This window comes from Flavobacterium sp. KBS0721 (assembly GCF_002007065.3).
Taxonomy (GTDB): Bacteria; Bacteroidota; Bacteroidia; order Flavobacteriales; family Flavobacteriaceae; genus Flavobacterium; species Flavobacterium piscis.
In genome coordinates, this window is the sequence record NZ_CP042170.1 from 3,249,424 (window position 1) to 3,273,856 (window position 24,433).

The 24,433-nt window shown below is 33.1% G+C and carries 17 protein-coding genes; 10 read left to right on the top strand and 7 right to left on the bottom strand.

Annotation, left to right across the window (positions count from 1 at the left end):
• The first annotated feature begins 58 nt into the window (after window positions 1–58).
• From B0M43_RS14205 to B0M43_RS14250, 10 genes are all read left to right on the top strand, one after another.
• Window positions 59–2,803 carry a LuxR C-terminal-related transcriptional regulator gene (locus B0M43_RS14205; protein ID WP_078008996.1) on the top strand — a complete coding sequence of 915 codons (2,745 nt, stop codon included), beginning with the start codon at window positions 59–61 and terminating at the stop codon, window positions 2,801–2,803.
• 244 nt (window positions 2,804–3,047) lie between these two features.
• A complete protein-coding gene (locus tag B0M43_RS14210; protein WP_078008733.1) occupies window positions 3,048–6,050 on the top strand; it encodes a SusC/RagA family TonB-linked outer membrane protein in 3,003 nt (1,000 codons plus the stop codon).
• 4 nt (window positions 6,051–6,054) lie between these two features.
• On the top strand, window positions 6,055–7,518 hold the full coding sequence (locus B0M43_RS14215; protein WP_078008732.1) for a RagB/SusD family nutrient uptake outer membrane protein: 1,464 nt from the start codon (window positions 6,055–6,057) through the stop codon (window positions 7,516–7,518).
• Window positions 7,519–7,587: 69 nt separating this feature from the next.
• Window positions 7,588–8,958, top strand: a complete 1,371-nt coding sequence (locus B0M43_RS14220; protein ID WP_078008731.1) for a glucoamylase family protein — start codon at window positions 7,588–7,590, stop codon at window positions 8,956–8,958.
• Window positions 8,959–8,969: 11 nt separating this feature from the next.
• Window positions 8,970–9,683, top strand: a complete 714-nt coding sequence (locus tag B0M43_RS14225) for a prolyl oligopeptidase family serine peptidase (RefSeq protein WP_078008730.1) — start codon at window positions 8,970–8,972, stop codon at window positions 9,681–9,683.
• 10 nt (window positions 9,684–9,693) lie between these two features.
• On the top strand, window positions 9,694–11,994 hold the full coding sequence (gene bglX / locus B0M43_RS14230; protein WP_078008729.1) for a beta-glucosidase BglX: 2,301 nt from the start codon (window positions 9,694–9,696) through the stop codon (window positions 11,992–11,994).
• Between the two features lie 127 nt (window positions 11,995–12,121).
• Window positions 12,122–12,907: a glycerophosphodiester phosphodiesterase family protein gene (locus B0M43_RS14235; protein ID WP_078008728.1), complete on the top strand. Its 786-nt coding sequence runs from the start codon at window positions 12,122–12,124 to the stop codon at window positions 12,905–12,907.
• A gap of 69 nt (window positions 12,908–12,976) precedes the next feature.
• Window positions 12,977–14,899: a discoidin domain-containing protein gene (locus tag B0M43_RS14240; RefSeq protein WP_078008727.1), complete on the top strand. Its 1,923-nt coding sequence runs from the start codon at window positions 12,977–12,979 to the stop codon at window positions 14,897–14,899.
• A gap of 149 nt (window positions 14,900–15,048) precedes the next feature.
• Complete coding sequence (locus B0M43_RS14245) at window positions 15,049–16,437, top strand: M20/M25/M40 family metallo-hydrolase (protein WP_078008726.1); 1,389 nt, start codon at window positions 15,049–15,051, stop codon at window positions 16,435–16,437.
• Window positions 16,438–16,444: 7 nt separating this feature from the next.
• Window positions 16,445–17,035, top strand: a complete 591-nt coding sequence (locus tag B0M43_RS14250) for a PsbP-related protein (RefSeq protein WP_078008725.1) — start codon at window positions 16,445–16,447, stop codon at window positions 17,033–17,035.
• On the opposite strand, the gene B0M43_RS14255 is transcribed toward B0M43_RS14250, so the two are convergent.
• From B0M43_RS14255 to B0M43_RS14285, 7 genes are all read right to left on the bottom strand, one after another.
• Complete coding sequence (locus B0M43_RS14255) at window positions 17,025–18,125, bottom strand: PAS domain-containing sensor histidine kinase (protein WP_078008724.1); 1,101 nt, start codon at window positions 18,123–18,125, stop codon at window positions 17,025–17,027. The genes B0M43_RS14250 and B0M43_RS14255 overlap by 11 nt on opposite strands.
• 187 nt (window positions 18,126–18,312) lie before the next feature.
• Window positions 18,313–18,996, bottom strand: a complete 684-nt coding sequence (locus B0M43_RS14260) for a YiiX family permuted papain-like enzyme (protein ID WP_078008723.1) — start codon at window positions 18,994–18,996, stop codon at window positions 18,313–18,315.
• A gap of 223 nt (window positions 18,997–19,219) precedes the next feature.
• A complete protein-coding gene (locus tag B0M43_RS14265; protein ID WP_078008722.1) occupies window positions 19,220–20,122 on the bottom strand; it encodes a hypothetical protein in 903 nt (300 codons plus the stop codon).
• 19 nt (window positions 20,123–20,141) lie between these two features.
• Window positions 20,142–20,960: a 3-deoxy-8-phosphooctulonate synthase gene (gene kdsA, locus B0M43_RS14270; RefSeq protein ID WP_065449548.1), complete on the bottom strand. Its 819-nt coding sequence runs from the start codon at window positions 20,958–20,960 to the stop codon at window positions 20,142–20,144.
• 683 nt (window positions 20,961–21,643) lie between these two features.
• On the bottom strand, window positions 21,644–22,096 hold the full coding sequence (locus B0M43_RS14275; RefSeq protein WP_065449550.1) for a 2-dehydro-3-deoxyphosphooctonate aldolase: 453 nt from the start codon (window positions 22,094–22,096) through the stop codon (window positions 21,644–21,646).
• A gap of 247 nt (window positions 22,097–22,343) precedes the next feature.
• Window positions 22,344–23,021 carry a lysoplasmalogenase gene (locus B0M43_RS14280; protein WP_065449551.1) on the bottom strand — a complete coding sequence of 226 codons (678 nt, stop codon included), beginning with the start codon at window positions 23,019–23,021 and terminating at the stop codon, window positions 22,344–22,346.
• A 7-nt stretch (window positions 23,022–23,028) separates the two neighbouring features.
• Window positions 23,029–24,300 (bottom strand): sterol desaturase family protein, encoded by a 1,272-nt coding sequence (locus B0M43_RS14285; protein WP_078008720.1) that lies wholly within the window; start codon window positions 24,298–24,300, stop codon window positions 23,029–23,031.
• Window positions 24,301–24,433: the final 133 nt, after the last annotated feature.

A 24,433-nucleotide genomic window follows, 5' to 3' on the forward strand; every position in this document is an offset into this window, starting at 1 on the left:
TTTTTATGCTTTAAGATTAAAATATTTGTCAGTATCTTTGAAGATAAAAACGAATATTTTGAAATCGATACTTTTAAAACTATTTTTCTTCTTTTTCATTGCTTCACAACTACAAGCGCAAGAATTACTTCCTTTCGTAGAAAATTACAATAAATCAGATTATCAGGGAGACAATCAAATCTGGAATGTCGCTCAGGGAAAAGATAATGCTATGTATTTTGCCAATAATCACTATTTATTACGATACGATGGCGTAATGTGGGAAAAATATACTTTACCTAATAAAACCATTATCCGTTCAATTATGATTGAAGGGGACAAAATATATTCGGGTTCTTATAAGGAATTTGGTTATTGGTATAGAAAAGAAGGACAAATGCATTATGTTTCGATTACTAAGAATCTGCGTTTGTTTGATGAAAAAGACAATGAAGAAATCTGGAAAATTTTCAGATTCAACGGATCAATTTATTTTCAGTCGTTTAATGATGTTTTTATTTATGATGGAAAACACATTCAGAAAATTAAATTTCCTTTTTTAATATCGTATTGCTTCGTAGTAGATAATGATGTTTATGTAGCCTCGGTAGAAAAAGGTCTTTTTAAAATGAATGGATCTGAAATTACAAATCCTCAAGGGTGGAATGTCTTAAAAAAGACAGTGGTACATGCCATAGAGAAATATGAAAATAAAACCTACATTTTCACACAAAAAAAGGGAATATTTATAGTAGAAAAAGACGGTTTAAGACCTTGGAATAATCCTTTAAATGAAACTTTAAAAGCCGCTACTATAAATGTCGCTAAATTTATTAAAGGAAATAAACTGGTAATAGGAACCGGAAACAGAGGCCTTTTTATATACGATTTCCCAACAAATACCTATAAAAATATAGATCGAAATAATGTTTTAATGAATAACTCTATTTTAAGCATTGGTTTTGATAAAGAAAATGATTTATGGCTAGGATTAGATAACGGAATTGCTCATGTAGAAGTCAATTCTCCAATTTCCTTTTTTTATGATAATTCAGGTCTTTTGGGTTCCGTTTACTCCGTAGCAACAACTAATAAAGGATATTTGATCGCCTCAAATCATGGCGTGTTTGAATTTGATTCGGGGAAATTTCATATGATGCCGAATACACAAGGGCAAGCCTGGAATATTACTAAAATTGAGGATAAGTATATCATCGGACATAATGATGGTACATTTTGTTATAGTAATGGAGCATTAGTAAAAACCAATAACGTTAGCGGTGGATGGAATTTGTCAAAAAGCATTATTGGGAATACTTATTTTCAGTCAACTTACAGCGGGGTTTTAGTTTATGATGACATTTCAAAATTAACAGAGACGAAAAAGATCGAGGATCTTTCGAAACCCATAAAATATGTAGCCCAAAATAAAAAGAATGAAATCTGGGCTGCAGATAATTACCGAGGATTGTATCGTGTTTTATACGATGATAATTATAAGACGAAAAAAGTTGAAAATATTACCCAACAAAGTAAAATAAGAAATGATTTTGGAGTCAAAATTTTTGAGTTTAGAAATGAAATTCTTTTTCTAATTAATAATTCATGGTATACTTATAATTCTATAACGAATAAATTGGAAGAAAATGAATTGTTTAATGTGAACTTCAAAGATATAACTGATGTTGTGGCTATTGATGAAGATCATTTTATGGTACTTCAAAATGGAATTTTATATCACATTCTGGCTACAGGAAATAAATTTGTCTGGAATATTATTCAGGAGAAATATTATAAAGGAAAATTAATAAACGATAATCTGAGAATTTTTAAAACCAATAATCATTATTTGCTGAATCTGGATGATGGATTTATTTCCCTTCAGTTGAAATATGAAAACAAACAGAATTCAGATGTTAAAATCGAAGCATTTAATGATCATAACCTGGTTTTTGATGATTCTACGATTAAATACAATACAGAACTGAAGATAAATGTAATCTCAGGTATTTATGGTGCCAGCAAGCCAAATTTATTTTACAAGCTCAACAATAATAAAGATTTTATTCAAATCTCAGACGGATTAATTGTATTAAATAATTTAAGTAGTGGCAGTCACTCTATGATAATTTACAAACATAATGGTGCCAGTTATGAGAAAGTTTCAGAGTTTGAATTTAATGTAGCGAAACCATGGTATTTTTCAATATGGATGGTCATTTTATATATACTTGTAATTGGAGCAGTATTATTTTTCTATTATAAATGGAACAAACTTCGCTATATGCAGAAATTAAAATTGCAGGCAGAAGAATTAAAGCATCAAAGGGAAATTCTTGAAATGGAATTAAAAGCGGAGAATGAAATAAATGTTCAGGAATATGAAAAGCATATTTTAGAACTCGAATTGCAAACTAAATCATCAGAAGTTGCCGGTAAATCTTTGTCTATAGCCAAACAAAGTGAAATGATTGAAAATATACAAAGCATTCTCGATTCCGAAAAAGATTTTAATAAGCTGAAAAGTGAAATTAAAAAAGCAATTAAAATAAACGAGGTAAACAAACACGAATGGGAAATTTTTGAAACTAATCTGAATCAAATTCATAATGAGTTTATAATAAACCTCTCTAAAAAGTTTCCTAATCTTACACCAAAGGATATAAAATTGTGCGTTTATCTGAAAATGAATCTCTCTTCAAAAGAAATTGCACCTATGATGAATATCTCTTTTAGAGGGGTAGAACTACACCGATATCGCTTAAGAAAGAAATTAAATCTCTCTCAGGAAGAAAATCTCTCAAAATTTTTATTAAGTCTATAAGATTTGTCTTTGATTTTTATCGATTTTATATTTTTGAATATCATTTTTTATATAATTCCAATACATCATTACTACATCATAACGTTATGTTAAAGTAAATGTTTTAACATTTATAATGTTCATTTTTAACACTATACAATATTATTTTAACATAATGATGTAGCTATGTTGTAGTGGTATATGATGTACTACAACGTTGTAATTGTTTAATTTGGCTCTACTAACTTAAATGATTACGAACTGTATGAAAAATTTTATTTTTAGCTTTTTAGCACTTTTGCTACTGCCAGCTTATATGTCTGGACAAGCAATTAAAGGAAAAGTCGTAGACAGTAGCGGAATGGGAGTTCCAGGAGCAGTTATTGCTTCCTCTGATGCTAAAGCTACAACTGACGCAGATTTTGACGGAAACTTTACAATCAATGCAAAACCAGGAGACATATTAAAAGTCTCAATGTTAGGCTTTGATGCAGTTTCTGTACCGGCAACTGCCGCGCCAATGACAATTACATTAAAAGAAGCTGAAGATACAGCCTTAAAAGAAGTTGTCGTTATTGGTTATGGAACCAGAAAGAAAATTGATAATACTTCAGCAGTAAGCTCAATTAAATCTGAAGAAATTACCAAAATGAAAGTCATGAACGCTTCTCAGGCTATTCAAGGTAAAGCTGCGGGGGTTCAGGTATCTAGTTCTGATGCTCCTGGAAGCACACCATCAGTTGTAATTAGAGGGGCTGGAACGGCATTAGGAGGTAGAAATCCTTTATATGTTGTAGATGGTATGCCAACTGAGAATATCAACAACATTAATACTAATGACATTACATCTTACGAAATTTTGAAAGATGCATCTTCATTAGCTATTTATGGAACCAGAGGTGCAAATGGTGTAATTATGATTACAACAAAAGCAGGAAAAGGAAAAATGAATGTTGAAGTTGAAAGTTTTGCAGGTTTTAGAACTCCTCTAAAAAATGTAAAAATGGCAAATGCTGATGAATATGTACGTTACAGTAATGCTGCTTACATAGGAGATTTTCCAAATGGCAGATTCTCGGCAAATCAACCTTATAATACTAATTGGTTTGATGCAATTACAAGAACAGGTTCTTTTACTCAAAACAATATTGCTATTTCTGGGTCTTCAGACAATGTAAAATACTTTTTTAGCGTTGGAAATTACGAAGAAAAAGGAATTTTGAACGGATCTGATTATGGACGTACTACTATTAGAAATAATAATGAGTTTAAACTTTCAGAGAAAGTTAAGATAACTCAAAACATGAGTGTAAGTACAGTAAAAAATAATCCAATGCCATTAAGTGCATTTACAAATGCTTACAGACAATCTCCACTAGTTCCTGTTCGTTATGCAGATGGAAAATACGGTGTGCCATTTGTTTCAAATGGAGTTGTAAGTGAAACTGGAGATTCATTTAATAATGTTGGAAATCCGGTAGCTCAATTAGATTATACAAATGAGAAGCAACAAAGTGTTACTTTGCAAGGAGGTTTGAAATTGGATTATGATATTATCAAATCATTAAAATTTACTTCACAATTTAATGGAGAATATTATACTTACAAACAATATAATTATGTTGATAATGTCGCGCTTTGGCTATCAGCAGATCCTACTCGTGTACAATCAAAATATCCTGGAGATTTGAATGTAAACACTTTGACAAGAACTAGAGATGAGTATTTTAATTGGAATTTGTCTAATTATCTAACATATAATAAAGTTTTTGCAGAAATTCATGATGTTGAAGTTACCGCAGGTATTGAGGCTAATGTTCAAGGTACGAGAGAGAAATTAACTATTGACAGAAAGAACGTAAATGCTAATGCTGACTATTGGTCTTTAAAAGATATCAATGTTGCCAGTTCAGTAACAGGTTATAAAGATGAGGCATTGAATCAAAGACGATTACAATCTTATTTTGCACGTTTTCAATATAAACTGATGGATAAATATCTGCTTACAGGTACTGTAAGACGTGACGGATCTTCACAATTTGCCGATGACAAACGTTGGGGAACATTCCCTTCAGTTGGTTTAGGATGGGTTGTGTCTAAAGAAAGCTTTTTAAGTAAAGTAGAAGTACTTAATTTATTAAAATTAAGAGGTTCTTGGGGTAAATTAGGAAATCAGAATGTACCATTGAATACTCAAACTTTTACTTCTGGATTAGATTATCCTAGTCTTGGATCAGGAACATCAATTAATTCGCAAGTAGATCCTAATTTATCATGGGAGATTGTAGAAGAACTTTCTGCAGGTTTTGATTTTGAGTTGTTTACCAATAGATTAAAAGGTTCTTTTGATGTATATGACAAAAATACAACAAACACAATTTTAAATGTTAAACCTTATTCAACTTCAGGAATTACTGTAGCTACGCCTTCACATATTGGAGAAGTATCTAACAAAGGTTATGAAATTGCATTGCGTTGGGATGATAAAATAAATGATAATTTAAGCTATTGGGTTGGAGGTAATTTTTCTCACAATAAAAATGAACTTACTAATCTTAAAAATGTTCAGTTGTCTCCTATTATTGGTGGAAGTTTAGGAAATGGTCAAAATACCAAAATACTTGATAATACCTCAGTAGGACAGCCTTTAGGAAGTTATTATATGTATGAATTTGCTGGAATTGATCAAACAAATGGCAATATGTTATATTACACCGCAAACGGGGATAAAGTAGTTCAGACAGCATTAAATGAGAGAACTGATAAAAAATATGTAGGGACACTTTTACCATCTTCTACTTACGGAGTAACTTTAGGATTAAATTATAAAAACATCGATTTTTCTGTTGATGGATATGGAACAGGAGGAGCTAAAGTATATAACGGTAAAAAGGCACAGCGTTTTGGTGGAGAAAATATTGAAGCTTCGGTAGCACGTGATTTCTGGTCACCAACTAACACAACTTCTTCTAATCCGGCCCCTTCTAACGTTACGCCTTACGCTTCTACTTTTTTCTTGGAGTCAGCAGATTTCTTTAGAATCAATAACATTACTTTAGGATATAAACTTCCACTTAAAGAAGACCAATTTATTAGTTCTTGCAGAATATATATAAATGCAATAAATCCGTTTATCACTCAAAAATTCTCAGGGTTCTCACCTGATGTTACTGGAGATGGTAAATTGGTTGAAGGTACTCAAGGAGTTGAGTTAGATGCTTATCCATCATTGAGATCATTTGTTATTGGTGCTAATTTAAAATTTTAATATTATGAAAAGAATATATATATCAATGTTTGTGCTTTCCGGATTGCTCTTTGCAGGATGCGCAGATGACTTCTTGGATGTTAGTCCGACAGAATCAATTCCGGTTGAAACAGAGTTGGTAAATACTGATGAGGGTGCAAATAGTTATGTAACTGCAATTTACAATCAGTTTTTAGGATGGGAAATGTCTTCTTTTGGTTGGAACGCAGTGTCAAGTATTATAACAGATGATGCAGATAAAGGTTCGGATCCTGGAGATGCCGGAGGAGATAAAGATATTATTGATGCTTTAACTTACAATGCTTCAACAGCTTCTTTTGAATCTACTTGGAATGCTAATTATGCAGGAATAAATAGATGTAATCAAGCTTTAGATATTTTTCCTAAACTGGACAAAGTTACACCGGCTTTAAAAGTAAGGCTAGAGGGAGAAGCTAAATTTATGAGAGCCTTTATGTATTTTACTTTAGTAAAAGGATATGGTGGAGTTCCTATTGTAGATCATTTGTCTGGTGTGCCGATATCAGATGCTGATAAACAAATGCAGTTAACTCGTAAATCAGCAGCAGAAGTTTATGCTTTTATAGAAAAAGATTTAACAGATGCTATTGCAAATTTACCAGAAAAATCTGCTTATGTAGGAAATGATAAAAAGCGAGTTTCTAAGGGGGCAGCATATGCTTTGTTAGCAAAAGTAAATTTATATCAAAAAAATTGGCAAAAAGTAATTGACAATTGTGATAAAGTTACAGGATATGCTTTAGTTGCAGATTACGCTGATCAATATAAAAAAGAAGGGGAATTTGGTCCTGAATCTATTTTTGAGATTGATGGAATTGGAGGAACATCTACTCCTGGTTTTGGAATTGGAAACTATACTGTTTCTCAGGCACCACGTGGTGCTGGAGGATGGGGTTGGGGATTCAACACGCCAACTCAAGGTTTAGCAAATGCTTATGAAGCTGGAGATGTTAGAAGAGCTGCAACCATTATTTTCAGAGGCTCAGTTTTATATGACGGTACTGCGGTACCTTCAACAGTAGCTAATGCAATGTATAATTATAAAGCATATTCATCAAAATTTTATAATCAGGAATTTACAGATACAAATCTTAGATATTTAAGATATGCAGAAGTAATCTTAATGAAGGCTGAAGCTTTGAACGAATTAGGACAAACATCAGAAGCTATTCCTTTGGTTAATGTAATTCGTAAAAGAGCAGGATTAGGAGATACTCCTTTTACTTCTCAGGATGATATTAGAAAAGCAATCTACAAAGAAAGAAGATTAGAATTTGCTTTTGAGCATGACAGATGGTTTGATATTGTGAGAACAGGACAAGCTCCAGCAGCTATGGCAGCAGATGGAAAAACTTTTGTTGTTGGAAAACATGAGTTATGGCCTATTCCAACTACATTCTTACGAGAAGCGGGTGGACTTTCGCAACAAAACCCAGGTGGTTACTAATTAAATTTTAAATCACTTCCTTCATAAATTGAAGGAAGTGATTATTTATAAATTACATAATTTTTTATAATGGTTAGAATTTCAGTTTTATTATTAGTTTTTAGTCTTTTTGGTTGCGGATCCAATTCTGAGAAATCAAAAGAAAATGAAAAAGAGAATGCAGTTGCTGTAAAATTAACAGATGAAGAACTTCTATCAACAGTTCAAAAACAAACATTTAAATATTTTTGGGATTATGCGGAGACTAATTCCGGGTTAGCAAGAGAACGTTATCATCCAGATGGAGTTTATCCTGAAAATGATTCGAATATTGTTACTACAGGAGGATCAGGTTTTGGATTGATGGCGCTTGTTTCAGGAATGTCTCAAGGTTATATCACAAAAGAACAAGGAGTTGAAAGACTTAACAAAATTGCTGATTTTTTAGGCAAAGCAGACCGTTTTCATGGAGCATGGTCACACTGGATTGACGGAAATACAGGAAAAGTAAAGCCTTTTGGAACCAAGGATAATGGTGGCGATTTAGTCGAAACTTCATTTTTGGTTGCGGGAATGATTACAGTTCGTGAATATCTTAAAGATGGTTCTGAGAACGAAAAAGCTGTCGCTCAAAAATATGACGCACTTTGGAAAGGGGTGGACTGGCAATGGTTTACAAATAATAAAAACGTACTATACTGGCATTGGTCGCCAACCTATGACTGGCAAATGAATTTTCCTCTTGAGGGATATAACGAATGTTTGATTACTTATGTATTGGCAGCATCATCACCAACACATTCAATTGATGCAAAAGCGTATCATGAAGGTTGGGCAAGAAGTGGAGGAATCGTTTCATCTAATACAAAATATAATCTTCCGTTAATTCTTAAACATAATGGAGCAGAAGAGTTTGGAGGACCATTGTTTTGGGCGCATTATTCTTATGTAGGATTAGACCCAAATCAATTAACAGATAAATATGCAAATTATTGGGATTTGAATGTTAATCAGACAAAAATCAATTATCAGTATTGTATAGAAAATCCAAAGAAAGGTTACGGACCTGAATATTGGGGATTAACAGCTTCTTATTCAAGAAATCCTGATGGATCAATTGGATATAATGCGCATATGCCAAGCAACGATCAGGGGGTTATGTCGCCAACAGCTGCAATTAGTTCAATTGTTTACACTCCAAAAGAGTCTATAGCCGTAATACGTAATTTATATGATAATCATAAAAAAGAAACTTGGGGAGACGCCGGTTTTTATGATGCATTGAGTTTACAAAACAATAATTGGGTTGCAAAACGATATTTAGCAATCGATCAGGGACCAGAAGTCGTAATGATCGAAAATTACCGCACAGGGTTATTATGGAAATTATTCATGAATGCACCAGAAGTAAAACAAGGTTTAGTTAAGCTTGGTTTTAAATCGGGGAAATACGGAATTTAATAGCATTTCGAATGAAATTTAAAATAGCATTAATAGCAATATTATTTTCTGTAATGGGTTTTGCGCAAAGCGAAACAACCGGAAAAATAAAAACAGTACAAGTAACCAAATATGAATTGGGTTATGCATTACACAAGCCGGTAAATACAAAAGATAAAAAGCCATTAATAGTTTTTATTTCAGGTGATGGAGAAAAAGGAACAGACATTGAAAAAGTAAAAATTAATGGGCCTTTAAAGTATCTGAAAACACATCAATTAGATGCTTATGTTTTAGCTCCTCAATGCAAACAAGATGAAAATTGGAATATTGAATCGATTAATGAATTGATTTTAAAAATTCAAAAAGAGAACAAAATAGATCCTGACAGAATATATGTTACCGGTTTAAGTTCCGGAGGTTGGGCAGCATGGAATTTGGCATTATCATATCCCGATAAGTTTGCGGCAATTGTACCTATTTCCGGTTTTGTTGATTTGATTGAATTAGAAAGTGCTTGTAAAGTTGCTAATATTCCAACCAGAATTTTCCACGGATTATTAGATGATGTAGTAAAGGTAGATTATGCGATCACCATTTACAAAGAATTAAAAAAGTGCAATGCCAAAGATGTTCAATTGACCATTTTTGATGATGCAGGCCACGATAGTTGGTCGAGAGTTTATGACAATCAGGAAATTTATGACTGGATGTTTAAACAAATGAAAATGAATACGAACAAATAAATATAATAGAATGAAAAACAAATTAGTCTTACTATTTTTAGGATGTGCTGTTTTGGGTTATGCTCAGAAAAAGAATACTAAAAATACAGTAAAAATTAAACCAAGGTCAGAGTTTGTAGCGGAATTAATGTCGAAAATGACATTGGATGAAAAATTAGGTCAGCTTAATTTACCAACTTCTGGAGATATTACTACAGGACAAGCAAACAGTTCTGACGTGGCGACAAAAATTGCTGAAGGTAAAGTTGGAGGTTTATTCAATATTAAATCTGTTCAAAAAATTAGAGAAGTACAAAAAATTGCTGTTGAAAAAAGCCGTTTAAAAATTCCATTGATTTTTGGAATGGATGTTATTCACGGGTACGAAACAACATTCCCAATTCCGTTAGGATTATCTTGTACATGGGATATGGGATTGATCGAAAGAAGTGCTCAAATTGCAGCTCAGGAAGCAAGTGCAGACGGTATCAACTGGACATTTTCTCCAATGGTTGATGTTTCTCGTGATCCACGTTGGGGAAGAGTTTCTGAAGGTTCGGGCGAAGACCCATACTTAGGAAGCCGAATTGCAACTGCAATGGTAAACGGATACCAACAACACGATCTTTCGAAAAACAATTCGATTATGGCGTGTGTAAAACATTTCGCTTTATACGGAGCTCCTGAAGGTGGTCGTGATTATAACACCGTTGATATGAGTCATATCAGAATGTTTAATGATTATTTCCCTCCTTACAAAGCAGCTGTTGATGCAGGAGTAGGATCTGTTATGGCTTCTTTTAATGAAGTTGACGGAATTCCAGCAACAGGAAACAAATGGTTAATGACAGATGTTTTAAGAAAACAATGGGGCTTTAAAGGTTTCGTAGTAACTGACTTTACCGGAATCCCGGAAATGATCGAGCATGGTATGGGAGATTTACAAGCAGTATCTGCTCAGTCTCTAAATGCAGGTGTAGAAATGGATATGGTGGGAGAAGGTTTCTTAGGAACTTTGAAAAAATCTTTAGACGAGAAAAAAGTAACTATCGAAACCATTGATAATGCTGTAAAACTTATTCTGGAAGCTAAATATGATTTAGGATTGTTCAGCGATCCTTATAAATATTGTGATGAAAAAAGAGCAAAAACTGAAATATTTACTACAAGCAGCAGAAAAGAGGCAAGATCAATTTCAGCACAATCATTGGTTTTACTAAAAAATCAAGGACAGGTATTGCCACTTAAAAAATCAGGAACTATTGCTTTAATAGGACCATTGGCTGATGCTAAAGAAAATATGCCGGGTACCTGGAGTGTCGCTACCAAAATGGAAAATGCTATTTCACTTTTAGCAGGAATCAAAGAAGTAGCAGGACCTTCTACAAAAATATTATATGCTAAAGGAAGTAACTTAGATTACGATGAAACTTTTGAAACCAACGCGACAATGTTTGGTAAAACATTACACCGTGATGGTCGTTCAAAAGAAGAGTTATTAGCAGAAGCTTTAAAAGTAGCGAATCAATCTGATGTGATTGTTGCAGCTCTTGGAGAATCTGCTGAATTAAGTGGAGAATCTAGCAGCCGTACGAATTTAGAAATTCCACAAGCTCAAAAAGATTTATTAAATGCATTATTAAAAACAGGAAAACCAGTTGTTTTAGTTTTATTCGATGGTCGCCCATTAGTAATCAAAGAAGAAAACGAAACTGTTCCTGCAATTTTGAATGTTTGGTTTGCAGGTAGTGAAGCAGGTTATGCTATTGCTGATGTTTTATTTGGAGATGTAAATCCTTCTGGAAAACTTACATCAACTTTCCCTAGAAGCGTTGGTCAGTTGCCAATTTATTATGCACACAAAAATACAGGAAGACCACTTTCTAACACAGAAGGTAAATTCGAAAAGTTCAGATCTAATTATATCGACGAAAGAAACGAGCCATTATTCCCATTTGGTTTTGGTTTAAGTTATACATCTTTTGAGTATTCAAACCTGAAAATTTCATCTGATAAAATGAACGCGACAGGAAAATTAAAAGTAACTGTAGATGTTGCTAATACTGGAAAATATGACGGAAAAGAAACAGTTCAGTTATATATCAGAGATTTAGTTGGTTCAGTAACAAGACCAGTTAGAGAACTGAAAAATTTCCAAAAAATTACACTTAAAAAAGGTGAAAAACAAACCGTGACTTTTGATATCACAGTTGAAGATTTAAAATTTTATAATTCTGATTTACAATTTGTAGCAGAACCTGGACAGTTTGATGTTTTCGTTGGTGGAAATTCAAATGCAGATAAGAAAGTTAGTTTTGAGTTAACTAAATAGTTGGTTTATTTATTATTGATCGGCCCTTCGTTGTTAGTTCGAAGGGCTTTTTTTTAGCTTTAAAACTCTATTTTGTAAGTAAATTCGATAGTACTAATTAAAAAATACAAATCTTAATTTCTATACAATGAATACAAATAAAACATTTTACGCATTTCTTATAATGCTGATCATAGTTGGTTTCTCTTCTTGTAATGCACAGAAAAATGCTATCGTAGCACATCGTGGAGCATGGAAAAAAAATAACTTACCTGAAAATTCAATAGCTTCTCTCAGGCATGCTATCGACTTAAAACTTCCCGGATCAGAATTTGACGTTTGGAGAACCGCAGATGATTCATTAGTAATCAATCACGATGCACATTATAATCAATTGCTTATTGAAGAAACAAATTATGCCGACCTAATCAAGTTTAAACTTTCTAACGGAGAAAAGCTTCCAACTCTGCATGAATATATTGTTGAAGGCAAAAGGAATAATAAACACACACTTTTGGTATGCGAAATAAAACCTTCGGAAATAAGTAAAGAAAGAGGAAAAGAAACGGCGCTAAGAACGGTTGAAACGATCAGAAAACTAAAGGCTGATAAAAATACCTGCTATATTAGTTTTGATTACGAAATCCTAAAAGAAATTAGAAAAGTAGATCAAAAAACAGTTTTGCAATATTTAGAAGGAAACAAATCTCCAAAAGAAGTAAAAGCAGACAATATCAATGGTGTCGATTATCATTATTCCTTCTTTAAAAAACATCCCGAGTGGATTAAAGAAGCAAAAGAGAATAATATTATTCTAAACGCCTGGACAGTTAATGAAGCGGCTGATATGGATTGGATCATTCAAAACAAATTTGATTACATCACCACAAATGAACCTGAATTATTGAGAGAAAGAATAAAGAATAAAAAATAAAGAATTGGAAGTTAAGGGTTGACAGTAACTCATAACAAATATCTTAACGAATAACGAAAATAAAAAGAAATGTATAAATTATCGTCTATATCGCTTTTGATGCTTTTGATAGGATTTAATATCAATATATCAGCACAAAAATCCAGTATTCCTGGAAAAACGGAATGGTTTGATCCTAATAAACCTGCATCAACTTATTGTAACCCAATTAATATTGGGTACAACTATACTACGCATAATCATAATGGAATACCTGAATCCCGTCGTTCAAGTGCAGATCCTGTTATTATTACCTATAAAAATGAATATTACTTATTTGCGACCAATCAGGCTGGTTTCTTTTGGAGTAAAGATATGTCTGACTGGAATTTCGTTTACGGAAGTTTTCAAAGGCAACCAGGCGATGATGATCAATGTGCACCTGCTGCATGGGTTGTAAATGATACTTTATTTTATGTAGGTTCAACCTGGAAAAAAGATCATCCTGTTTGGAAAACTGCCGATCCAAAATCAGGAAGATGGTTACGACATGTAGATAAAGCAATGTTGCCAACGTGGGATCCCGCTATTTTTCAGGATGATGATAAAAAAGTCTATATGTACTACGGTTCAAGCGGAAAACTGCCACTTGTAGGTACCGAAGTAGATTATAAAACATGGCTGCCGGTAGGAAATCAGGCAGATTATGCAAAATTGTACGCTGCAACCGAAGTAGAAGACATTCAGCGTCCGTATGGACAAATTAAAGAAGTAGTAGATTTGGATCCTAAAAACCACGGATGGGAACGTTTTGGGCCTAATAATGATATGGAACCTGCGCCTTGGGGCGATTTTATAGAAGGTGCATGGATGACCAAACATAACGGAAAATACTACATGCAATATGGCGCTCCGGCTACTGAATTTAAAGGATATGCAAATGGAGTTCATGTGGGTAATAGTCCGTTAGGACCTTTTGAGTATCAAAAACACAATCCAATGTCGTATAAACCGGGGGGATTTGTAATTGGAGCCGGACACGGAAATACTTTTGCCGATAATTACGGAAATTACTGGAATACCGGAACGTGTAAAATTTCGATCAAAGACCGTTTTGAGCGTCGTATCGATATGTTCCCGGCTGGATTTGACAAAGATGATGTCATGTATTCTATCACTTCTTACGGCGATTTTCCAATTGTATTGCCAACGCAGCAACGCGATCAGACGAAAGGCGCTTCATCAGGATGGATGTTACTTTCGTATAAAAAACCGGTAACTGTTTCTTCTTATGAAGAATGTATGGAAGTAGAAACTCATAGAGTAGATAATGGCGGTAAAAAAGTATACGAGAAATTTTGTTACGGTGCCGAAAACTTAACCGATGAAAATATTCAAAGTTATTGGTCTGCCAAAACAGCTGATCCGGGAGAATGGCTTCAAATGGATTTAGGCCGACCAATGGAAATTAAGGCACTGCAGATTAATTATGCAGACCATAAAGCGACTCAGTTTAATAAAGCAATGGATATTTATTATCAATATAAAATATACATGTCAGATGATGCTCAAAACTGGACTTTGGTAGTCGATAAATCTAAAAATGATAAAGATGTTCCTCATGATTATGTAGAGTTGACAAAATCAATAAAAGCACGTTACATCAAAATGGAAAACATTCATAATGCATCTGGATTGTTTGCGATCTCAGATTTCAGAGTATTCGGAAATGGATTATTAGAAAAACCAAAAGCGGTTACCTCGTTTAAAGTGGATCGAAATAAATCAGATTCAAGAAATGCTATGATCTCCTGGAAAAAACAAGCAGATGCAATTGGCTACAATATTTATTACGGAATTTCACCTGATAAACTATATAACAGCATAATGGTGTATGGCGATAATACTTATGATTTTAGAGGTTTAGATAAAGGAACAAAGTATTATTTTACCATTGAAGCTTTTAATGAAAATGGAATTGGAACAAAGAATAAGATTATTGAAATAAAGTAGTTTTATTTTATTAATATCATAAAAACTCTAATTGTAAACTACATGGTTTGTAATTAGAGTTTTTTTTATGTGAATAGTTGAGTAGAAACTCCGGCAGTTCTAAAGAATTTTGTTCCTTTGTGTAACAACCCAAAAACATTATGAACCCTATGAAAAAAACGATTCTTCTAACTGCTTTAGTTTTAAACGGATTGACATCTTTTGCACAATCAAATGATGAAAAAAATATTAAATTATTCTATAAAAAAGCCTTAACCGAAGCTAAATGTTATTCATGGTTAGAATATTTGTCTAACGACATCGGAAGTCGTTTGTCAGGTTCTAAAGGTGCCGCAGAAGCAGTAGAATATACCAAAAGACAGCTTGAAATATTAGGACTTGATAAAGTGTATTTGCAGGAAGTGATGGTTCCGCATTGGGTGCGTGGAGAAAAAGAAACAGCTTATATTTTAGATGGGAAAATAAAAACGAATGTTCCAATTTGTGCTTTGGGAGCTTCAGTCGCAACTCCAAAAGCAGGAATTACAGCAGAAATTATTGAGGTAAAGGGAATCGAAGAATTAAGGGGTTTAGGGGATAAAGTAAAAGGTAAAATTGTTTTTTTTAACAGACCAATGAATCCTGAAAATGTTGGAACTTTTGATGCTTATTCAGAAGCGGGAGATCAAAGGAGGATAGGAGCAAAAGAGGCCGCTCAGTTAGGAGCTGTAGGAGCAATTGTTCGTTCATTAAATTTACGATTAGACGATTTGCCTCATGCAGGAAATCAAAGTTATGGCGATTTGCCAAAAGAAAAATATATCCCGGCTGCGGCAATTAGTACAAATGGAGCCGAATTATTGAGTAGATCCTTGAAAGCAAATCCCGCTTTAAAGTTTTATTTTAAGCAATCATGCGAGACTTTGCCGGATGTCTTGTCGCATAACGTAATTGGTGAACTGACAGGAACAGTGACACCAGAAAATATAATGGTAGTGGGCGGACATTTAGATTCCTGGGATCTTGCTGATGGTTCTCATGACGATGGAGCAGGAGTAGTACAAAGTATGGAAGTAGTTCGTATACTTAAAAACCTAAACTACAAACCTAAAAATACGATTCGTGTCGTTTTATTTATGAATGAAGAAAATGGCGGAAAAGGCGGAGCAAAATATGAAGAAGTCGCCAAGCAAAAGAACGAGAACCATATTTTTGCCCTTGAAAGCGATTCAGGCGGATTTACACCCAGAGGTTTTTCTCTTGAAGCAGATGATGCTAACCTGAAAAAAATTCAAGGATTTGCTCCTCTTTTCGAACCTTATTTCGTGAATAGTTTTGTAAAAGGACACAGTGGGTCAGATATCGAACATTTAACGTCTAAAACGATCGTTAAAGCAGGTTTAATGCCAGATTCGCAACGTTACTTTGATTACCATCATGCTGCAAACGATAAATTCGACGCCATCAATAAAAGAGAACTTGAACTGGGAGCAGCCACAATGACCTCATTACTATATTTAATGGATCAAACGGGAATTATACTGCCAACGAAAAGTTAGATTTAAAATGAAAATAGTTTTTCAAATAGCCTTTTTAGCTTACGCTACAATTGCGTTTAGTCAGCAAAATTCTGAAAAGGCTTATAGAAAATTATATATTAGTGAGAAAAAATATTCGTTGCTGTTTCCTGAAAATTGGTATCTTAAAAGAACAGATTCACTTCAAAATTCATTTATGCTGCTGAGTGAAAAAAGTTCGTTACAGGATAACTTTACAGAGAACATTGGTTTATTAATTAAAGACCTTGGTTATGAAAACGTTAAACCAAAAGTGCTTAAAAAAATAATAGATAAAAAATTTAGTGTTAGCAGTGAAATTATTTCAAATCGAAAAGTCTTGAAAAATGGTTTAACAGGACAAGAAATCGTCTATAAGACAATGTTGGATAATGGATATTTTGCGACAATTCTTCAATATTATTTTATAAAAGGAAGAGACTTATACCTATTAACATTCTGTTCTAAACCTGAAGAGTTTTTAGAGTATATGCCAACTTATCAATATATATATACGATAATTTTGACATTAGGTAAGCAGTGTTATATAAAAGAGCCATTCGATTTCGCGAATGGTTTTTTTATGCAACTTAATCCTTAAAAGTAATCGTAAATTTTGCACCCTCATTAAGTTTACTTTCCAGGCAAATATGCCCGCCAAGATTGGTGACATGATTGTAAACCAAATACAATCCTATACCATTACTGTCTTTGTGTGAGTTGAATTTTTGATGCAGTCCAAAAATCTTATCCCTTACTTTTTCCATATCAAAACCAATTCCGTTGTCTGTGATAGTAAGTTGGGTACTTCCGTTAAAATGATGTGAATTAAAGTTAATGACAGGCAATGAACCCGGTTTAGCGTATTTAATTGAATTTGTAATTAAATTCAGAAAAATGCTTTTAAGAGAACTTTTATTAAAAAGAACTGTTTCTGCCTCAGAAAATTCAGTAGTAACTTTTGCTTTTGAATTATGAATTAAAGAGTTGATCGAAAACAAAACCTCTTTTAAAACAGCCTCAAAATTCAATAATTCCAATTGATTGTCTTCTTCATTTTTTTTATCCAGAAGAGCAACATGATCAACCAACGTCTTTTTTAAGCTTTGCGTTGCAATTTCAATAATCGAAATAAGCTCGAGCGTTTCGGGATCTGAAATAGTCGATGTATCCAGAAGATCAAAAACAGCCAGTAAATTATTTACCGGAGATCTCAAATCATGAGCCGTAGTATAAGTAAGCTGTTTAAGTTCGTTATTTATTTTAGTAAGTTCTGTTAAATGAGCATTTCGTTCTTGTTCCAGCTCTTTTTTAAACGTAATATTTTTAGCAATCGCAAAAATGAGTTTATCTTTTTGTATAGGGAACGAAGTCCATAATAACCAAACAACATTGCCGCTTTTTGTTACATAGCGATTTTCAAAATTAGACAACCCAATTTTCTTTGTTAGATTTTTTCTGGCGTGCGTTGTACTAATTCTGTCAGCTTCAAAAACAAAATCGTTTATGGGTTTCGAGAATAATTCTTCTTCGCTAAATTCGAGTAATTTCGATACAGACGGATTAACTCTCTTAAAGTATCCATCAAATCCTGCTACACATAATAAATCTGGTGAAGAATCAAAAAACTCCTCAAACTGATTGAAAAAATCAACAGTATTTTTAGTAAGGCTAGGTGCGCTATTGTTCATAGATTAAACCTAATTTTGAAATTACATTACTAAAATACTATTAAAATTTTACACGAATGTTGTAGTTTTAACATTACAGCGGGTTTTTCGTTTAAAACCGATTTAATTCGTTGAATAGCAATTTCGATTAAAATAATGCAGAAGTAAAATCTTATAAATGTTTTTTTGCATCATCATTTAAGAAGAATTAGTAAGTATCTATTACGGTTTTTAATAGATCAGAATCTACTAAATCTGATGGTGCAACCACTTTTTCATCAAACGGAATAGCATTCCCGTATCGCTCTTTTAATATTTTTTGAACTCTGACATCCGTTAAATTAAAATCCTTCAATTGCTTTAATTTAGATAATTCAATTCCAGCGCCATTTTTATAAATTTTCCAGATCAGTTCAGAGCAATAAATTCTTGTATCAGACCAATCAAAATAGGCATCATATTCTTTGCCCATAAAATTCTGACTGTAATCTTTCATTTTTTGCAATGTAGCAGGTTTTAATACTTCATTAGCATTTTTCAATCTTTTTACAAGATATTTATGGTCTTTTCCGTGTTGAATCCAATCCTCCAAGCGCGTCAGTTTTACAGGCTGAACAGCTTCAAAAACAAATAAACTTCCATTTATACTGTAAATAATTCCGCAATGCGAAAATTTAGAATTAGTTGCAATTCGAACCGCCTCGCATTGACTTGATTCCGAAGTTTGAAAAATAAGATCCCCATCCTGAATTTTGTTCTGTAAAGAAGCTTCTGTATTGTTTTTTGTATTAGAAAAAGGATTGTTCGGAAAAACCTTCATCGCAACAAACAAAGCGCAACCAAAACTCAGTAAAAATGTAACTATAGGAAATAAATATTTTGATTTTTTCATATTTAAGTTTAATGTTTTATAGCCCACAGATTTAGCTGATTAAACAGATTTACACAGATTCTTAAAAAAAAGTTTTTAAATCTTTATAAAAATTAAAAACTGCGAAAAACGGCTTAATCCGTATAATCAGTGGGCAAAATAATTGATTTCATAACAAATAAAGCGCAAAAAAAAATAGTTACCAAAATGATAACTATTTTTAAATATAATTTGAACAGAACTATTAGATTCTAAAGATTCCGCCTACAGCAATAATTCTTTGAAAAAAGAAGAAGTCCTGCGAAGCGCTATCATCATTACTTCGTGTAGTTTTAATATCCTGCATGTTAATGTAACCGCCTTTTAGCTCGCCTTGCAAGTAGAAATACTTGAAGAAAGTAAAGTTAATTCCCGCTTTTGCAGATAAACCATATCCGGAAACGTGAAAATCATCATGACGTTCTTTTCCTAAAAGAGTTGTATTCGTTTTAGGATATAAAAGTCCTGCACCTAAACCTTCAGTTAAATTAATCTGAACTTTATCTGTGTTATTGATACCAAACCATTTAGAAATATCATCATGTCGTGAAACCTCAGTATTAATGTAGTTCAAACCATCTGTATGTTCGTACATTAAAAAAGCAGGAGGGTTTCCCTGAGTACCACCCGCAATACCGCCTTCCTGAGCACCATGCTGAGACATATCTACAGGAGTATTATTATAATCTCCGTTGTAATAAGATCCAGCCTGATCTGCAGATAAATTAATATTACCCGTAACATTAGCGATTTGATTCTGAGTCATCACATACTTCATATGATCCCAACCAATAGCAACACTGTAATGATCGCTAAAGAAATATCCCATTCTAAAGTTCGTTTGCGGAATCGTCATGTTTGCCGGATTTACATAATCAATATGATATCCTTTTGGTTTATCATGAGCTTTCATATCGCTAACCGTAAAGTTGTAATCTTTCCCTCTAAAATTCACGTCAGATTTTGTATAACTATCTCTGTTACCTCCCCAGGAAATAAAGAACTTTCCTTTATTGTGAGCTGTATATCTTTGTACTGTGATTTCTTCCTGAGCAAAAGTGTTTAAAGAAACACACATCAGTAAGAAAAATAAAATTTTTGTTTTCAAAGAACTTAAGTATTATAAATTAAAATGCGTTAACTGTTTTTCTAATGGCAACCAACTTCGTCATTAGACCTTCAAAATAGTCCAGATGAAGCATATTAGCACCATCACTTTTTGCATTAGCAGGATCAAAATGAGTTTCGATAAAAATACCGTCTACACCAACTGCAATACCCGCTTTAGCAACAGTTTCGATCATATCAGGTCTTCCGCCTGTAACACCGGCAGTCTGGTTAGGTTGTTGCAGCGAATGCGTAACATCAAGAACTGTAGACGCATATTGTTGCATAGTAGGAATACCTCTAAAATCAACTATCATGTCTTGGTAACCAAACATAGTACCACGATCTGTAACCATAACATTTTCGTTTTGGCAATCCAAAACCTTTTGTACAGCGTGTTTCATACTCTCCGGACTCATAAATTGCCCTTTTTTAAGGTTCACTACTTTTCCGGTATTAGCCGCAGCCACAACAAGATCAGTCTGACGAACAAGGAACGCCGGAATTTGCAAAACGTCAACGTATTGCGCCGCCATATCAGCATCTTCATTAGTATGAATATCTGTTACAGTAGGAACATGAAAAGTTTCCGAAACTTTTCTTAAAATTTTCAATGCTTTTTCGTCACCAATTCCAGAGAAACTATCAATTCTCGAACGGTTGGCTTTTTTAAACGATCCCTTGAATACATAAGGAATCTGAAGTTTGTCGGTAATACCAACTAATTTTTCAGCAATTCTTAGAGCCATTTCTTCTCCTTCAATAGCGCAAGGTCCCGCCAATAAAAAGAAGTTACCACTTTCAGTATGCTTAATTTGTGGAATATGTTGTATGTTCATAATATGATTTTTTGACAGTGCAAAGGTAGTCATGATTTATGAATACGAGATGAAGATTTAAGATTATTTTAAGAAGCCAATCGTGCTATCCGCTGCAATATTTTTCTCTAAACCCTTTTTTTCTTGGTCTTTGCAGGAGCTTCCTCCGGTCGCTCTGCAAAAACCAGAAAAAATAGGCTTTCTCAAAAAATGATTTTCGCTCCTATCACGGCTAGAAGTGTAGTGGAATTATGTATTCTGCAAGGAATATTTCCTCAATTACGCTTTAATATTAAAACCGAAATCTTAATAGCTAAAAAAAAAGATCAATCTTCGTACGATTTTTTGATAAAGTATTGAATAACTATAACAATTACAAGAATAACAGTTAAGAGAAGAGAAAACATAATGAGACCAAGAAATCCCATACCGCATCTAAAGGAATTTGGATTTTGTTCTAAAAGTGTATTAAAATTATAGGAAGAAACACAGAATGCTGCGATCGATAATACTATTTGCGAAAAAAAACTAATCAAACAAACCGTTGCGAATTTTAAAGATATAGTTTCACCAATTGCTTTTCTGCCCGCTATAATCTGAAACAGTAATGGAAGAATAATTAAGATTAATGGAGTTGTTCCGTACATGGATTTATTTAATAGTTTATAATCAATTACATAACGATGAGGTGCATATGTAAATAGTTACTCCTTCTTCAAACTCAATCCCATCGGAACCATCAAAATACCTTTCTCATAAATGTTTAAATATAATTTGACAGGTTTCTTTTGTCCTTCCCATTTTAATTCATAGACATTCAGGAATCCAGCTCCCATGTCGCTTCTTTTAGTAGGGAAAGGACAACAGGTTTCTAAACGTATATAAGTAATTTTTTCACCGTTTGGGCCGGCTAAAGCATTCAAAAAACGAGTTTCGTTTATAGCTTCATCTCTTGTATTTCTAAAAAAAATATTTACCGGATAATCAGGATCATAACCGTATTTTTTATCAGTACTAAAAAGTTTTATTTCGAAAGTATTATTTTGTTTCAAAACCAAATCGGGAGCATTATCGTCAACATTTTTCAAAGTCGATCTCGTACTCACGCAAGACGATACAGTAATTATTAAAATGATATAAAAGGCTATTTTTTTCATGGTTTAAAGTATTGGTAGTACAAATGTAAAAGTGTTTTTTCTTTTTACTCCGAATTTCAATAATTTTCTCTAATTTTTCTTTTTTGCCACAGATTACAGAATTAAAAAGATTCAAAAAAACCAGCTAAATCTGCGTGATAAAATAATTTTCAATTCGTTTTATCTGCAAGCTATTTCGTTAAAAATTATTACGATTCAAAAAATCAGCGAAAATCAGTTTTATCCGTTAAAATCCGTGGGCTAATTTTTAATCTAATTTTTGTGCATTCAGTCTTATAATTCCCACTACAATCAGATATTGTGCCACAAGGTAAGATAGCATAATAAAAAAAGAGCTTTTTTCGATTGGAGCATGAAATTTGTCAAACGCCAGAATACTATCTGAAATGACAAATGTTATGGCACCCAGGAAAATGTATAAAGCTCCGGGTTTTTTCCAAATCAGGTAACCATTAAAAGCAAATAGTAACATAGTCGAAATTACAGCTGCGTAGACAATAACAGGAATTTTTAAATCGCCCAAATTAGGCATTAAAACTAAAATTATTGCTGTTAAATAAAAAGCAATTACAAGGCTTCCAAGTCCAAAAAGAACTTTGTTAATCTGAATTTCTCCTATAATTTGTTTATTAAAAAGAACACAATAAGTAATGTGTGCAATCAAAAAAGAAACCAATCCTAGGATGAAATAAATTTCAGCAATATCGGCAAAAATTAAAATCACATCTCCAATCCAGGAAAAAATCAAAGCATTCAAAAGGATTCTTCTGGAAAGAAATTTGGGATGAAAATAAACTCCAAATCCCAACAAAGGGATTAATGCCGGCTTTAAGTATAAATCCAGATTTTCATGTCCTGTAAACAAGACAATCAGATATAAGATACTAAAAACGATATAAATTTTAAAAAAAACAGCATTTCTCATAAGTACTTTATGATTTTATTATTTGGTTTGTTTGGGGTCTGAAATCAATGGTTACAAAGTATATCGTAATTAAAAACGATAAACTTAAATAACTTAAAATAATATAACTACTCATAGAAAAACTATGATTTAAGCCAAACCAACCTCCATAATACGCGATAATTGCAATCGCAATTGTTACACGTAAACCTTCCCAAAAAATGGCATATTTGTTTTTGTCCATCAACTCTGTGTAGCTATAAATAGTAACCAGAATAAATAAACCATAGATGAAAATATTGGGCAAACCAATTGTAGCAATATTATCAAATAAATAAGTGACAAACAATAGCGTAATTAAAACCTGTGCTACAGACCAGTAGATTAATTTCTGAGAGTTTTGTGTGCTGTATTTCTCAAAATCAAAAACGTTATCGATTTTATGTACAGGATATTTTTCTTCAAAATTTTCCGGTCGCCAGCCTGTAGGTTTAAACCAGATGGTGAATTTGTCTTTCCAGTTTTCGGCTCTCCAGGCATCTTTAATCAATAAACCCAAATGCTGGAAATTAATTCGGATAGGGTTCCAGGTTTGAGCAGGCCTTGTAATGCCAAATACGGGCGGAACATCGTCTAATTCGGCTTGAAAAGTGCCAAAAAGTTTATCCCAGAAAATAAAAATCTGCGAATGGTTTTTATCTAAATATTCGGGGTTTATTGCGTGATGTACACGATGATGCGAAGGAGTAACCAGAATATATTCCAGAATCCCCATTTTCTTAATATGTTTGGTATGATACCAAAATTGCAAAAACAAATGCAGCGGCAAAGTGATCGCGATTACTGTAGCCGGAACGCCTAATAACGCTGCAGGAATCAACAAAAAAGTAAATAAATTAACCAAACTCGCAATAGGCTGGCGCAGTGCACAGGCAAGGTTAAATTCTTCGCTGCTGTGATGAATTGCATGTTTATTCCAGAAAAGATTAATTTGATGTGCCCATCGATGACTCCAGTAACCATAAAAATCGATGACAAAAAAGGCGATGCAATAAGAGAGAACATTGGGTTCTAAATGATAAATGGCAATTTTAGAAACCATCCATTCGTAAGAAATAAAAGTCAGGCTTAATCCCAAAACATCTTTTACAGAATTTGTAATTCCGGAACTGATACTCGATACGCTATCGATCAAAGGAGCAGTGTCGTCCTTTTTATAAATGCCGTATATTTTTTCGATTATAATTAATACTAAAAAAATAGGCGTAGCGATAATCAATATCTTTCCGTATTCTTCCATAAAAAAAGCATTGTATTTTGTCCAAATATAGAATAAAATAGAATGTTTTTTAAATTATTAAGAAATTATAGCATTAATACAATCTAAATTTTTAATTAAGTCGAAATCTGCAATTTAAATTTGAAAGAAAATA